Source organism: Metabacillus sp. YM-086, assembly GCF_048059995.1.
Lineage (GTDB): Bacteria > Bacillota > Bacilli > Bacillales > Bacillaceae > Metabacillus > Metabacillus litoralis_B.
In genome coordinates this window covers 97470-113218 of the sequence record NZ_JBLUOI010000010.1, presented here as the reverse complement: position 1 = coordinate 113218, position 15749 = coordinate 97470, and the positions used below count along the sequence as shown (strand labels likewise).

Sequence of the window (15749 nt, the reverse complement as noted above, 5' to 3'; positions counted from 1 at the left end):
ACGGTTTGATGAGGGGGAGCTGAAAGTAGAAAGAGATAGCGTAAGCTATCCCTTTTGAAATCAGTTTTCTACTCTACAAAGAGTTTCCGAAATTGTTTTAATGAACTTCCATAATGCCATGTTGGGTAAAACGACAAGGCTATACGTAACCTCATAATTCTATGATAGGGTGGATAAATAGTTGGGAAGGATAAGTGGCAAAGAATTTTTTACTAGAAATAAGGTGAAAGAGATGAAAAGAGTTACCATATATAAAAACAACGAACCTCTTGCAGAGTTTCCGTCAATTCAAAAGGCAGCTCATTTTATGAAATCGGAACTAGGTCGAGAGCGTTTTCCTTGGACAATAATTAATAAAGGAATACAAGATAACGAATTTTATACACATACAAATGGTTCAGTATACAGTTTTGATATAGATGAGCTAGGAAGGGCTAAAAGGGAATCATCAAAGGAGAATCAATATTCATCTTCTATAACAAGTAAGTTTTCAAGAGTAGAATTTATCGAGTTTTTAAGTCAACATTTAGAAGAAATCATTCAACTAAAGCTCCAAATAAGTGATCCACGATTAAAGCAATACCATTTAAGTCCCAAAGGTTTGGGAGATGATTTGTACTTTTTAACAGAAAGCTATCATCGTCAGAATGACTTATATAAAGGGAAATATAGTATGACCGACTTTATAACTCCGCAAGCCTTGCTTGTATTGCAGCAAAAGGAAAAGAAAAAATTAATCTTTGAACACATAGTACCTAAAAACCTTTATTTGAAAATGCTGGTTGATAAAGCATACCAAGAAAATTTAACTTATGAAGAAATTTATAAAGTGTTGATGAAATATTATTACACTTGTACTGTGACTAAGGAAGAAGACGACTCGTTACCTTCAACCAGTATGCAAGAAGGATGGGATGGTCATAATCCATTTTATCGTTATCAATTAGCAGGAATTGAATTTATAGAGAATCCCAAATTATATTAATATTGGAGCTGATTTACCTATTACTTTGTTAGATAATACTGCTCTCCAAGGGTATCTCTAGTTTTAGTATTAATATAATCAAAAAAGAGAAGTGTCCCAAAAGCTATACTTTTAGGACACCCTCTTTTATTTTATTCCATAAAAGAAGTGTAATGGTTAATAAAAATATTCCTATTCTCTACCATTTGGCTTACAGTAGTCATAAAATGTTCCAGTTCAATCTGTAATCTTCTCCGGCTGCCATTTTATCTTGTATTCTTCTACCCCAGCTAATATAATTTACAACCTTATTTTGCATATCCACATAAGTAACTATAAGGTCTAACAATTCATCACCAGAATCATAATAAGGCACATCATTTTGATAACATTCTACAGCTCGTTGGAAATGGTCAAAGTTCTCACTTAACTGTTCAAAATTAATCTCTTCATTATTAACGTCAGGAACTGATTTGAATGCATCTTCATAAATATTTAAGCAAGCATTAAACTTAGATATGTATTCTTGGGGATCAGAAGTGTGTACTGAATTTTGATTGACAACAGCATCTCTTAGTTCATCAAACGTGATTCCATTCATATCATCAGAAATAGCTTCTTGGTTAGGGAAGGATTCATCGGCTGAGTAATCTTCTCCACTTTCGTTATAACCTTCACTTAAAGATTCATCGATTTCACTAACACTGTCATAACTATTGCTTGATTCTTCGTAACTTTGTTCGCTTATGTCATAGCTAGATGCTGCGTCTTCCTGATTGCATGCTGAAAGAATCATAATGACAACTACTATAAGCATTCCATTCTTTAAATTCATATTTTCCTCCCTATAATTAGCCATTTATAAAAGCACCTTTTTTATATCGGTAACATATATGTTTTTTGAAATTGGAAAACAATGTTATTGTATAATTAGTTTAGAAAACTACTAAAAATAGATAATTTGCCAGTTTCAAGTTACCTTATTTTTGTGGAAGGGAAATGGAAAATAGTGTTTGATATTTTAGCTAATTTATATAATAACAGTGGATTATCAGATTTGTTTGATATTAGGGAAAAGGACGACAAAAGAGATCGCACAACTCCTTATGTTTCTTACAGGGTTAAGCCAAACATTTATAAAATACGTGCTTTTGAGGTAGTTGGTACCGAAAATGACTTTTACTTTAGAATATATCATGCTACAGATATGGTGGATGATCTAAGAGAAAGTCTTGGGAGTATTGAGGGTTTCCAAGGATCAACCAAAAAGTACCTTACTGTGTTTAAAACAGCAGACTATCACTCATTAACATGTCAAATTAAAAATCTCTTATTGAATAAAGACATTATTAAAATATGTAAAGAAAGCAGTTCGGTAGCTCGAATGTCTAGATTCGAAGGGTTAGAACTTCCGAATGTCGATACATCGATTATTGATGTAATGGGCATGACATTTAAGTGGAAAGAGATAATTAAAATTTGGGAAGATAATTCAGAAGATAATTATATAAAGAAAGTTCTATCACAAAAAGGTATTTACATCCAGCGATCTGAGGATGGCACAAGTAGATACATAGGAAGTGCATATGGATCTGGTGGGATACTGGAGAGGTGGGTGAACCATTTAAATTCTCTAGGTGATGCTCATCACCTTAACCTATTTGTATTGGAAAAGGGATATAACGAAGTCATTTTTTCGGTTATAGAATTTTATGAAGGTGCTGACATCATTAAACGAGAGGGCATGTGGAAGCAAATTCTTGGAACAGTCAATGTAGGACCATATAACGGTATTCAGTTGAATAGGAATTGATGGAGAATTGATAGATATATTATAGTTACAGTTAAGATATGGAGAGCGGATATAGATATTTAAAGGATATAAAAAAGAGATGCATAAATTGCATCTCGAAAGGTAAAACACACAACCTTATAATATCATTGTCGATTTATGTCGAAAAGTGTCGTAGGTAGGGTTTCTAATTACCTATTTATATTTCTTAAATACCTATAAAATAAGGTTTTTCCTTGAATTACATATCACTAAAGTGTTTAAAAGCGAGACAAAGGGAGAGACAAAGGGACAGGTTCCATGTCCCACAGTTTCTTGCTGATATGGGGAACTTTATGGTCCCCACGTCCCTATCTATTGAAATTAGTGTCAGTCAATGCAATATAAGATCCTTTAAGGGTTACTTCCACAAGGTTTGCTCCCCTTAAATCAACATCAAATTCCCAAGGTTCTGTGATTGTTGCAGGAACGTCTGTATAATAAACCTCGGAGCCATCTACTTTAATCTTTAATGATCCAGCCCAATCCACACCCTCATTTTGTTTCCCTATTACAATTTTTCCGCTTATTGTATCATAGTTTCCATTTAACCAATATACTTCCCTATGCTCTACAGAATATCTCCATATTAATGCCAACCCATTATCATATAGATATCTTGTGTTTGAATTAAATTGAAGATCTTCGCTAAGTCTGTATGTATATGCATCCTGATGCGTCTGAAAAACTGGCATTTGTTCAATTGGTGTAAACGTGAATCTTTCTTTTATCCATTGCTCATAAGAATCTAACTCACTATTAACTGATGTAGGTAGAGCCTTATACCCACCAGCCTTTTTAATCTCAACAGAGCGCTTCTTTAATCGCTCAAGCTTTGCATAATCTTTTTCCATTGATTCAAAATCATTTTTTTGGAACCAATCTTCTATTACAAATAGTAATCTAAATTGAGATACTTCATAAATCACTCGTTCTCTTGCAACTTTTGCAGGTGTTACATATTTTTCGTTAAGTGTTTTTCTATTCTTTGATCCTGAAACTTTACCAATCATTTTTTCTGTTTTCTTAATTTCTGAACTTAAATCATCATACATACTATCAATCACAGCGATATCACCATCATCAATAGATGCATTAAACGAAATCGTTAATAATCTAAGGCTATTACCTTGTTTTACTGCATTGTTGTAGTTCACATCAGTTGAAGCCTCTGATATAGCTGGAAGCAGTGATCCAACTAAAATGGTAAATAAAAGTGCTACGATGATTCTTTTCATGTTGTCCTCCCCATATAGAAATAGTATAAAAGTCACGTAATAAATTTACTATAGTACTGTAATAATAGTCAATATATTCCTATAAAGGATAAATAAAGTAATAAATTTTATTATTGACTATTAATATCGCGGAATGTTTTGGTTCTTGTTAATAGCAAATTAAATTCACTTAACCATGGGGGTCTAGTAAATAATATTCATTAACGAAATACAATGAGGTTTAGATGTTATTTCTGCGAAGATTTTAACATCGGAAAAGGACTTTAAAAAGGAATGTAGAATTTTGTAGATATAGTTTAGTTGGATAATAATTACGAAACTAGGAGGGATGAACAATGAAATTCAAAGAATTCCTAATGCAAGAATATAATATCGGTGAAGGCTCTGCTGAAGATTATGTCGGTCGTTTTAATGGCATTGTTAATAGAGGGTTATATAGGGGAGAAAATGAAATAACTCCAATATTAAAAGCAGCTATCGAGAAAGAATTTCCAAAATCTAAAAATCATTACCTCCTTGCTTTACAACGTTATATTGAATATAAAGAAACAAATGAAAAGCTGTAGAATTAACTTTTCTTAGACAAAAAAAGTGGGACAAGGTACCTGACCCTATGTTTAGGCCAAGGGACCAGACCCCTATGTACCTAAAGGAGTAACGTATGATTCATTTCTATTTATCAGATTTATTACTACGCTGTCAATACAACTTAACAAGAACATTACTTATCCGTCATTCAATGAAGCATGAACGATTTATTAATGCTTATCGTGATGGATCCTTGAGGGAATATACACAAAAGCAATCTCCTGGTTTTTTTGATGGATATGATAGAGTAATTGTTTTCTCTGCGGATGAAGGGACAACTGCAAAGTATTTAAAGTCATATGAAGTACGACACGGAGAGGCTCCAAGTATATCTCCACAGTGTTCACCATTTTTACTAGAGTCATATAAAGATGAAATTATGCATCCCCTATTTGAAATTGAAGATGACCCTTTAATGACATATGAAAATAAGTTATTTATTGAATGGGGTAAGGCAGCTGTGAAATGGTACCAAAAAGGAACAAATGAAAAGCCTATTACGCAGCTAGTGAATACAAGTGAAGTTGTGTTTCCAGGATACGAAAATGTCATAGTAACGTATCAGGAATTAAAACAAATCATCGATAATCAGCAAACATATGCGAATTGGCATATCGCTTTAAGTTCAATAAATGCGATTTATGCAATAACGGACCGTTCAAACGGCAAAATATATATCGGCTCTTCCTATAATAAAAATGGTTTACTCGGACGTTGGAAGGAGTATGCCTCAACCATTCATGGGGGAAATGAAAAATTTAAAGAGTTACATGCACTGAACCCAACAGCACATCTAAATTTCCAATATATTATCTTAAAAGTTCTACCCAAAGACATCACAGCATTAGAAGCAGTTGAAATTGAAAATTCCTTTAAGCGGAAATTACAGACAATTCCGTTTGGTTACAACAAAAATTAGGGACAGGTTCCTTGTCCCAGACTGAATAGAAGAATGCTATTTTATAACTAGAAATCATGAAAATAGATATTCAACTGCCACTCTTGATGAAGATGTTACTAGGAGAAGTGTTACTATGCACTTCTCCTTTTTAATTGTGTTTTAGAAAAACACATTAAAAAATGTATCAACAGAAATGAACGTTTATAATAATAACTAAGAAAAGAGAGGGGTCATCATATGGCAACATCAATCATGAACAAAACCAACACTAATGAGCATTCTAATGAACTAGATTCTTATATAAAAATTATATCTATCATCTCCAAAATGCTACCCAATATTGCAATGGGAATAAGCAATACGGAAGAATGGCTTGCCTATTATCCAAGTCCCAAAATTGATCTAGGAGCGAGGAAAGGAACCAAAATTAATCCTCGTGAACCGCTCGCAGAATGTATTAGAAATAATAAATCTATTAAAGAAGAGGTACCAGCGGAGTTCTTTGGTTTTTCTTTTACAGGACTAGCACACCCTATTGTTCATCAAGGGAAAGTCATAGGGGCTATTGCCATTCAACTGCAAGAGCATAATGAAAGAGAATTAAGGAAGATTTCGGATCAAATCGTATCATCCGTTGTTTCAACTAACGAGAGAATTGAAACAGTAGAAAAGGGAGCAGAGGGGTTATCAAATATTAGCCATCATCTGTTAAACCAATCTAAACTAGCATCTGAAGAAATGAAAAAAACAGATGATGTTATCACGTTTATTAAGAAAATAGCAGATCAATGTAATTTATTAGGCTTAAACGCCTCAATTGAAGCAGCTCGTGCAGGAGAGATGGGAAAGGGATTTGACGTAGTCGCTAAAGAAATTAGAAAGCTATCAAATGAAACTAGTTCATCTGCTGAGAAGATCCGAGAGACGATAAAAGATATTCAGAAATCTATGCATGATATGGCCTCATCTATAGAAAAGGTAGTAGCGGTCGGGAAAGAACAGGAAATCTCAACAGAAGAAATCTCAAAATATATCGATGATATCGAAAAAATGAGTAAAGAACTAAATATCTATGCTTCGAAACTTTAGGGACAGGTTCCGTGTCCCAAATTCCTTACTGATTCAAGGTAGCTTATTTGTAGGAGCACAAGGGACAAGGTACCTGTCCCTATGTCCCTATCATGGTGCTATACTTAGCCTAAGAATACTTGGGGGGTAGGAATTTGAGGAGATTTTTGGGTGTTTTTGTTTTTTTATTAATTATTCCTTTTATACAAATGAATGAGGCAAAAGCGGCGGGTAATAGTGGACCTGTTTATCTGGGGTTTGAACCAGCGGATTCAGTACTGGATCCTGATAAGCCCATTATTTATTTAACACGAAAAGGTGCCAATACTGTCTATTCTATTAATTACAAAACTGGAGAAATGAAGACGCTAAATTTGCCATATCCAACTACTAAATTAGAAATATATCAAAATAAACTGGTTCTAATTCAGCACAAAATGGCTCATGATAGCTATAACTTCGGTTCTTATAAGGGAGCAATTGCATTAGTAGATATAAATTCTTTTACGCTTGATCGTACATTTGATATTGTGGCAGATCCGTACGATATCGCAGTGGATAAGGATGGCTTTATATATGTGTCACCAGGTTCAGGGCAATGGAATGCAATGAAAGTATACTCACTAAAAGATGGACAAGAAGTTCCGAATAATGAAAATACTGCTAGAATTTATGACCGGTCAACAATCTCTTATAATGCTGTTAATAATAAAATCTATACGATAACACCTCATATAAGTCCTAGTGATTTAAACGCACTTGAAATAAATAAAGGAACAATTTTTTTAAAATATGACTCGCCTTATCATGGTGATTATCCTTTAACAGATCAGATGAGAATCACTCCGGATGGCCTTAGAATGTTTAATAATAGCGGAATTGTCTTTTGGTCATCTTCGGTGAAAATGGGGGATATGGTATTTCAGGATGATTTAGGAAAAAGATACAATGATTATGCATTCAATACAAGTGATGATCATATGTATGCTGCAGATGTTAATGGTGGTATTGATGTATATTCGTATGAAAATAATGATTTACTTTATTCTATCAAAACAGGTAATGTAACGAAAATATTGCATTATAAAGATGGTTTTATCTCTATATATAGAGATGATAGTGGATATTATCTTGATTATTATTCTACTCTTGTGGAACTCAAAAATCCTACTAGCTATGATGGGCCTTATTTTACATCTATCAATCATAATCATCCAATAGCCAGACTTTATATTAAACAGCCAGTACCGCTATTAAAAAGAGCACCTAATGGATCCTACACAGTTTATAAACAACTAAAAAAGGGAGAATATTACCGTACATTTGGTATATTAGGAAACTACTATCATCTTGGCGGCGGCTATTATGTTAGACATGAAAAGAACAAAATGGGCCTTCTGATTGGTAGATTAGTTATACGCAATGAAACAACCCTCTATTCTCCGGATGGTAAACCATATCGTAAAGTAAAAACAAATGAGTTAATTAGGGTATATAACTATGATGATTATGAATTTGACGTCGGCGGCGGTTACTATATCAAAAACGACCGCAACGTAGCATTCTACGTAGGATTCGTATCCATGCTACAAGACACAAAACTATACGCACCATCAGGCGAAATCCACAAAACCCTAAAAAAAGGTGAATCCTACAGAGTCTACTCCATCGACGGCAACAAATTCCAAGTCGGTGGCGGCTACTACATCATCGACAACAAAAATCAGGTTTCGTATATGAAAAACTAGGGAAGAACTAGGGGACAGGTTCCTTGTCCCAGACTAAATTTGCTCACTAGGAGAATGTTTATCTGGGAAAACTAAACTCTTGATTGAGATGAATTAACTTAAAATCTTACTACAAAAAAGCCAACTCTAGCAGTTGGCTTTTCCTGTTCCTCAACACAATACACTCATTAACTTTCAGACTTCACCTTCCCAAATCATCAACCCATCTAAAAACAAATCAAAACTAGCAGCTAATTCAATAATCTTTTCATCATCAACATCAATGAAAATAACAGGAGGATTTTCTCTCGTTTCTCTGTAATCAAGAGCAATCCATGAATGCCCACTTCCAGAGATCAGTACAATATTGGTCGGCAGATCCCATTCATTTATTAAATACTCACTGTCTAATATACTGTTTTCTTTACCAATCCCAAAAATATGATCCACATTTACATGATCATCAGCCCAGGATGTTGGAGTAGAACAAGGAAAAGAATCAAACTTAATATATCCTCCATTCTGCTCTTTTAAGATATTAATATATGAGTGCGGTAGCTTAATATTAAGCTTATCCTCTGCCTCTTTTACCATCGCATCTGTTAATGGCTCTAACCTGTAGTACTCATCATCTTCTTGCCAAATACTGTTTCTCACTTGATCACCTCACAGGGACAGGTTCCTTGTCCCATTTATATAATCATATCCCTAATTATATATTTTTTTCCGCATATCCAAAATCAATTTCTAGTGTACGAAACAATGGGCTTCCTTATACATAAATCTAGCATTCCCAAACTTTTTGCTTGTTTCTCTTTAGGTTCATCCTAATAAGATCTTTTATAATAGAACGAAACCCATTCTTTTGCTTCATCAGGTTATATATGCTTTTCTTTTGAGCAGAAGATGATAAGGAAAGTTCAACATAGATAAGGCATTTTTACAGATTAATATATCTTAGCAAAGTGAAAAAATGATAGGATATAGGTATATGAGTAAATTTTACTATTTTTAGAATTTATAACACAAATATTTTATTTTAAACTGATAAGGAGAATTCGATTTGTTGCCTTCATTTCTGACTAAGATAGCTATTGATACCGTTCTTAAGAAAGGCCCTTCAATTTCTTCTGTTTTAATTAAAACAGGAATTAGTATAATTGGGACAAAAGCGGCTGAGGAAAGTGTTAAGAGTTACATAAAATACAAACAGAAAAATAGAATGCTAGAAGCTGGAGATGTTATAGGGGTTAAACGGAAAACGAAGCATGGAGTTCCGTTTGAACATTATGGGGTATACATAGGTAATGATAGAGTGATTCACTTTACCTCTAAAGATTCGGATATCGACATGAAAAATAACGAAATCATGGAAACTGATATGAACCATTTTCTAAGGGAATCCGATCGTTTTTTCATCTTGAACTGTGAGTATGCACATTCGTCTATCAAAAATTCTCCTATTACAGTTTCAGATATCAAAAATGGATCAGTTAAAACAATGGTAAGGCAAGCAGACCCGATGTATGATCTCATTAAAAATGTAAACTTATTTTTAGAGCTATACACGCTGATCAAAAAAAGACCTTTAAATACAAATGAAGAAACCATACAAAATGCAAGAAAATGTTTAGGGCAAAAAGAATATAATCTCGTTGTAAATAACTGTGAACACTTTGCTATATGGTGTAAAACAGGTGTTCATCAAAGTCACCAGGTAGAATCGTTTATAAAGCTGAATACAAAAACAATTAAAACAATTTAAAGACGAGGACCTCCAGCTTGAAAATATTACAACGGAAAGTTCATTTAATAATAGCTTTAAGGTTTCCTTTTTTGTATTATCATTTCCGTTCTAGCATTCTTAGGATGTGAATTAAGTATTTACACAATTTATCCTTTATAGTAAAATACTAACATAATATACATTTTAGATTTATATACGCTTTATATACTAGATTTTGAAGTTTTATATCTTTATATACGAATCTCTTTCTTTAAGAAGAGATAAAGAGAAAATATACAGTTTTTTTTACGAATCACAAATTTATAAGCTTTTTTAGCACCTTATAACAAGGGCTTATTTAATTGTGTGGTTTGTGTCTCTGTATATTTCATTCTTTATCAAACATTAAAGGAGGAGATTTTTTTGTGTTCTCAATTCTAAACTAGTAGAAGCTTTGATAAAAATTTTATTTATTACCTACAATGGAGGGCTAAAACATGAAACCTAGATTTTTAAAGACATTCTTTCTATTCACTATTATTTTATCAAGCCTAATTGGTTGTTCTGCTAAAGAAGAGATTTCATCTCCACAAGTGAAAACTGAAGAAGTACATAAAGAGTTAGATCCTAAGAACATGACGCAAGAGGAACTAAACACTTTAAGTGAGGAAGAAATTGATGTGATGAATGGGCCGGAGAATGGAAACCCGATTGAAATCAATAAAACGGTCACGGTCGGAGACTATGAGGTGCAGCTAAACCATTATTACTATACGTTAAATGGTATTTATACAAAATCATCTTTAACTGGTTATGTATTTGCTCAGAAACCAAGCAGCAATGACGAGGGCTATGGGGTTCTAAATGTAAAGGTAACAAACCATTCCGGAGAAGAACAGCTTAGCACAGTATCATTTGATGTGATTACACCTAATGGTGAGGTAAAAAGCGGAGGGATTTCTGGAACAAATATTAAAAATCCGTTTAATAATGGCTCAAGTGTTATTGATGGTGGTTTTAAAGAAGGAAATATCGTATTTATTACACCTAAGGACAAACCGAACTTAACGTTAAGAGTTAAGCAAATCTTTACCGATAATGGCGAGGATGCGGTAGCTGAGATTCCGTTGCCAGTGGAATAATAAGGTTGCCTCTTTGATATGAAGTCATAGAGGCAAGATCATATTTAATCGTGATGGATTTAAAGGAATCAACGAATTCACCCTACAACGTGTTAAATACAATAGGTACTTATAATGAAGCTAATGAATGTTAGTAATTTTCTAGTACAATAGTCATTAAAAGGAGGATTACAATGTTACTATATTATCAACTTCAACATCTAGTTATGATTCTTGTTATTGCCTTAATTGTTTCATTTTTAATAGGAAAATTGATTGGAAAACTCAATACAATTCCAACGCTTTTGAATATGGCATTTATTGGACTAGGTGACATTTTAATAAGAAGATACAAAACGGGGTTTTTATCAATTTTAGGAACGTTTCCTTTTGCTTTTGTTATCTACTTTTTCTATGAAATAATGCCTGACAGTTTCTTTCGAGAAATGATCGAAAGGAATACAGCTACATTTATTTTCACAATAAATCTCCTATATTCAGTCGGAGCAGCCCTATATTTAGCAGATTTAAGAATGAGAGCAGAGCATAAGGAGTTTTTGAAGTATAAGCAAGATACGATTGATAGCATTAACCGAGATACACAAATGCTAAGGGAAGCAAGACGTAAAAAATCCGTTTTATCTTGGTTGAAAGGAACGCAAAAAAATACTTATACAAGAGAAAAGGGAATTCAAGCGTTTCATTATTCATTAGATTATTGTATGAAAAATGGATATTCCATTTGTATGGATACTAACTTCTTCATGGAGATTGTAAGAAATGATGAGAAGTTATTAGATAAACTATTGAAAATGAAGAATAAAAGCATTTGGGTGTCTACCTTAATTCTTGATGAATTAGAAGATCTGAAACAAGGAGATACCTACTACAAAGTTCAAAAAGCAACTGCTTATTTAACCAGATTAAATGAAAAAGGGAAAATTCAGTATGTTGGACAAGACTCAACAGAGGATTTCAACAAGTACGTTCTTTCTAAAAATTTGAAACCGAGAGTTAATGATGATGTGATTCTTTGTCATTATCTCTATCAATTAGAAACTCTGAGAAAAAGGAAATTATCCATATTCAAAAAGCCAAAAATAATGTTCTTTAATGAAGATCGAATTGCCCTAAATAAAGCTGCCTCACGGGGAATGGATGTTGTGACATTATTTGATACAAATTTAGGAAGAGAAGCATAATGATACTAATTGAACCTTAATCTAGTTAAAGTAAGAGTTTTTACAGGAGGGAATCATGTTATCTACTATTCTGTTCATCTCATTAATTGTCGTTTTTGCCCTTTTTCTAATTGCTTTTACGTTCATTTTAGTAATGAGTGCTCTTAGTAAAGGCCCATCATTAAGGAAATCGAAAAAGTACTTTGATCAAATCTACAAAAATAAGGGATTGAAGGAGATAAAATTTTATAGGGAAACCTTTAGAAGTGAAAACTACGATGTTCCTATCTCTCGTGAAGAGGTAAATGAATTACTAAGGAGGGCTGAAGAAAAACATTCTACAGCTTTAGTCGGAATTGAAGAAATATCATTCGAAGATCGACCCGAAGAATATCCTTATCAGATTTTTGCTTCTTATACTCCAGATAACGATGATCGTTCAAGTATCGGAGCAGTCATAAGGGTCTATCCACTAGAAAGAGATCCTGAAGAGAATATGTACAGGTTTTATACTGATGTAGAAAAGAACTACTATTGGTTAATTACCAAAGAAGAGGCACGCGATGAGTTACTATTCTCCCTAGGACATGAAATCGGACATAACATAAGATATAACTTTGAAAGAAGACTCTTCGGAGACGAAATTGAAGACTATTGTGATGAATTCTCAAAACAAATTGGACAAACCACCTACGAACAAGACTATGTGAAAACTCGCAAACTATATAAGCGGGACGGAGGGATATAAGCGGGACGGAGGGACAGGTTCCTTGTCCCGGAGTTCTTGTTAAAATCAAAATGTACTTAGGGACAGGTTCCTTGTCCCTGACAAAAATACCTTTCTCTTGAAACCAAAAGAACTGTTATCCGGAAAATGTGATCAAATTAACAATTTTATTGTTAGATATGACACAGAATAAATTAGTAAGTTACAAGATAATTATACTTGTAAAGGAAGAGTAAAGTGTTTGTGTTTGGTGGGAGGAAGGATTGGAAGAGTGTGAGGTTTATTGAGTCATTTAACTGGGATTGATATCTATAGTAATATTTGAGCGTTTCCTAGATTGGAAAATGACAAATTTTGTCGAAAGCACACACAATAACTACTATTATAGTAAGATGTAAAATTGTAAATAAATGTTCAGGGGGAAGAAAGAATGAGAAAAATAGTTCTATTAATAGGTATAATGACGACTGTATTATTGATAACATTTTCACCAAAAACACTAGAGATTCAAGCGGCAGAAGTACAATCAGCAACACCGATTAGCGATGAGCCTAACGACTTATATTCTGCAGCTACACCAATTGAGCTTAACAAAGAATATGAATCTACATTTGCTGATGATAAATATGCTACTGATGGTAATGATATTTATAAAATTGAAATACCTTCAAGCGGATTAGTGACAGTAAAGGTAGACAGTAAGTTCGTTGGAGGAACAGTTTCTGTCCTGTTAACAAACGGTAAGGTTAATAATGAGTATTTACACTACGTTTCTAATCCTAGTGTTATGGAAGATGAGACAGGGCAAGTAGGTTTGCCAGCCGGTACATATTATTTGGAAATATCAGGTGGGACATTTGATCCTAATGAAACTTTTAACTTTAGTGTAACATTTGAAGAGGGTGATTATTTCGAAAAAGAAGATAATGACACTTGGAATATAGCAACAGAAATGGAATTCAATAAGCGTTATAAGGGATTCTTTGTATCACATCCTAGAACGGATGATGGTGATACATATAGATTCACTCTTACCAAAGACAGTACAATCATTATCAATCATGGAAAATACCCAACCAGTTATGGGAATCTCAGAGTCTATGACTCGTCAGGTAAACAAGTTTTTATTGACTATTTAACCGAGATACCGGTGGATGGTAAAGATTTGGTGAATGAGGTAACTCTTAAAGCGGGAACTTATTTCTTAGAAGTGAGTGAACACATAAATCATGCTTTACCAAGCTTCCCTTATGAAGTAGAAATAAATGTTAAAGAAACAAAAGCTTCTAATGAATACCCTTGGATTGGGCGTGTTTTAATTCAAAAAGAAGGTATGGCTCTATACAATCCTAACGGTAAAGTTCATCGTAAGTTGAAAAAAGGTGAGGGCTTAAAGGTTTACGAAATAGAAGATGATCGCTATCAAGTAGGCGCAGGTTACTATGTTCTCAAAGGAAGTGGCAAGGATACACTCTACTACTATGGACATGTATGGGCAAAGAGCTTTTACATGTATGTCTATACACCAGAGGGTGATTTCTTCAAAAGGTTCCAAGCCAGACAAACAGTAAGAGTGTATGGCATGGAAGACGGTAAATACCAAGTTGGTGGAGGATATTATGTAATTCCTGACACCAATATTCAGCTTGATCGTTAATGGGACGAGGGGACAGGTTCCTTGTCCCAGTTTAAAATTGCTGACAAGAAGAATGCTTATTGACAGAAAAGCCAACTTTTATTGGTTGGCTTTTTCTCTATCTCATCAAAATGCTCAGCTACTAATGAAATATGTAATATGAGTTTTAAATGATTCACCCTAAACGTTAGCTCATTCAATTATTAAGAAATCGGAAGGGTGATAGACAAACGATCCTTCTTTGTTTTCTCATTAAATATGGCCTTCATTCAAAGAGTTTAATTGCAAGGCACATAGATTAAAAGTGTGGAGGTAACTATGAAAAAAGCAATAACAATCCTGACGGTATTATTACTACTTGTTTTAGTAGGTTGTACACAATCAGAAAATAGTCAAACATCAGAGTCCACCAACGATAGTGAGGTAGTATCAAAACAATTGGATCCCTCAAAAATGGAACAAGAAGAATTAAATGCTTTAACTAGTGAAGAAATTGATAAGATCAATGGACCAAAGGATGGGGAATCTATTGAAATTAATAAAACAGTCACTGTAGGTGATTACGAGGTTACGTTAAACCATTATTATAAAGTGGATGGAATTTATCGAAAATTTTTAACTGGTTTTGTTAAAGCTTCAACTCCAACTGATTCAGAAGATGGATATGCTATTCTTAATGCAAAATTAACAAACAACTCTGATGAGGAAATTTCTAGCATGGTTATGGTTTCATTTGACATCATTACACCTAATGGAGAAGTAAAGAGCGGCAATATCCATGGTACAAATATACAAAATCTATTAGAAGATGGATCTGATGTCATACCTGGTGGATATGCAGAGGGTAATCAGGTGATGATTGCTCCGAAAGAAGACGTAAGTTTAACCTTAAGAATAACAGAAGTTGCTGGTCAAAATCTCAGGGACCCAATGGTTGTTGAAGTACCATTGCCAGTAGAATAAAGAAGGGACGGAGGGACAGGTCCCTTGTCTCAGAGTCAGGTGTACTTTAAATATCAAACTATGCTTTATTGATGAGGC

At 33.7% G+C, this 15749-nt stretch carries 15 protein-coding genes; 12 read left to right on the top strand and 3 right to left on the bottom strand.

The window, feature by feature from the left end; translation table 11 throughout:
- Positions 1 to 181 precede the first annotated feature (181 nt).
- Positions 182 to 985: a hypothetical protein gene (locus ACEWK1_RS06940; protein ID WP_212135548.1), complete on the top strand. Its 804-nt coding sequence runs from the start codon at positions 182 to 184 to the stop codon at positions 983 to 985.
- A 199-nt stretch (positions 986 to 1184) separates the two neighbouring features.
- Here the strand turns inward: ACEWK1_RS06940 and ACEWK1_RS06935 are convergent, their stop codons facing one another.
- A complete protein-coding gene (locus tag ACEWK1_RS06935; RefSeq protein ID WP_212135550.1) occupies positions 1185 to 1823 on the bottom strand; it encodes a hypothetical protein in 639 nt (212 codons plus the stop codon).
- A gap of 150 nt (positions 1824 to 1973) precedes the next feature.
- Here ACEWK1_RS06935 and ACEWK1_RS06930 point away from each other — a divergent pair, with 150 nt between their 5' ends.
- A complete protein-coding gene (locus ACEWK1_RS06930; RefSeq protein WP_212135552.1) occupies positions 1974 to 2777 on the top strand; it encodes a GIY-YIG nuclease family protein in 804 nt (267 codons plus the stop codon).
- A gap of 329 nt (positions 2778 to 3106) precedes the next feature.
- Here the strand turns inward: ACEWK1_RS06930 and ACEWK1_RS06925 are convergent, their stop codons facing one another.
- Positions 3107 to 4033 (bottom strand): hypothetical protein, encoded by a 927-nt coding sequence (locus ACEWK1_RS06925; protein WP_212135554.1) that lies wholly within the window; start codon positions 4031 to 4033, stop codon positions 3107 to 3109.
- A 335-nt stretch (positions 4034 to 4368) separates the two neighbouring features.
- Between ACEWK1_RS06925 and ACEWK1_RS06920 the strand changes: the two genes are divergently transcribed.
- From ACEWK1_RS06920 to ACEWK1_RS06905, 4 genes are all read left to right on the top strand, one after another.
- On the top strand, positions 4369 to 4599 hold the full coding sequence (locus ACEWK1_RS06920) for a hypothetical protein (RefSeq protein ID WP_212135555.1): 231 nt from the start codon (positions 4369 to 4371) through the stop codon (positions 4597 to 4599).
- Positions 4600 to 4694: 95 nt separating this feature from the next.
- A complete protein-coding gene (locus ACEWK1_RS06915) occupies positions 4695 to 5540 on the top strand; it encodes a GIY-YIG nuclease family protein (RefSeq protein ID WP_212135556.1) in 846 nt (281 codons plus the stop codon).
- 219 nt (positions 5541 to 5759) lie between these two features.
- Entirely contained in the window at positions 5760 to 6611 is an 852-nt protein-coding gene (locus tag ACEWK1_RS06910; RefSeq protein ID WP_212135557.1) for a methyl-accepting chemotaxis protein, read from the top strand.
- 134 nt (positions 6612 to 6745) lie between these two features.
- A complete protein-coding gene (locus ACEWK1_RS06905; protein WP_212135558.1) occupies positions 6746 to 8338 on the top strand; it encodes a hypothetical protein in 1593 nt (530 codons plus the stop codon).
- A gap of 174 nt (positions 8339 to 8512) precedes the next feature.
- Here ACEWK1_RS06905 and ACEWK1_RS06900 read toward each other — a convergent pair whose 3' ends face one another.
- Positions 8513 to 8974: an SMI1/KNR4 family protein gene (locus ACEWK1_RS06900; protein WP_212135559.1), complete on the bottom strand. Its 462-nt coding sequence runs from the start codon at positions 8972 to 8974 to the stop codon at positions 8513 to 8515.
- Positions 8975 to 9380: 406 nt separating this feature from the next.
- Here ACEWK1_RS06900 and ACEWK1_RS06895 point away from each other — a divergent pair, with 406 nt between their 5' ends.
- From ACEWK1_RS06895 to ACEWK1_RS06870, 6 genes are all read left to right on the top strand, one after another.
- A complete protein-coding gene (locus ACEWK1_RS06895) occupies positions 9381 to 10082 on the top strand; it encodes a lecithin retinol acyltransferase family protein (protein ID WP_212135560.1) in 702 nt (233 codons plus the stop codon).
- 458 nt (positions 10083 to 10540) lie between these two features.
- Positions 10541 to 11185, top strand: a complete 645-nt coding sequence (locus tag ACEWK1_RS06890; RefSeq protein ID WP_212135561.1) for a DUF4352 domain-containing protein — start codon at positions 10541 to 10543, stop codon at positions 11183 to 11185.
- Positions 11186 to 11358: 173 nt separating this feature from the next.
- On the top strand, positions 11359 to 12366 hold the full coding sequence (locus ACEWK1_RS06885) for a PIN domain-containing protein (RefSeq protein WP_212135563.1): 1008 nt from the start codon (positions 11359 to 11361) through the stop codon (positions 12364 to 12366).
- A gap of 55 nt (positions 12367 to 12421) precedes the next feature.
- Entirely contained in the window at positions 12422 to 13093 is a 672-nt protein-coding gene (locus ACEWK1_RS06880) for a hypothetical protein (RefSeq protein WP_212135565.1), read from the top strand.
- Positions 13094 to 13502: 409 nt separating this feature from the next.
- Positions 13503 to 14729, top strand: coding sequence for a hypothetical protein (locus ACEWK1_RS06875; protein WP_212135567.1), 1227 nt, complete (start codon positions 13503 to 13505; stop codon positions 14727 to 14729).
- Positions 14730 to 15026: 297 nt separating this feature from the next.
- Positions 15027 to 15671, top strand: coding sequence for a DUF4352 domain-containing protein (locus ACEWK1_RS06870; RefSeq protein ID WP_212135569.1), 645 nt, complete (start codon positions 15027 to 15029; stop codon positions 15669 to 15671).
- Positions 15672 to 15749 lie beyond the last annotated feature (78 nt).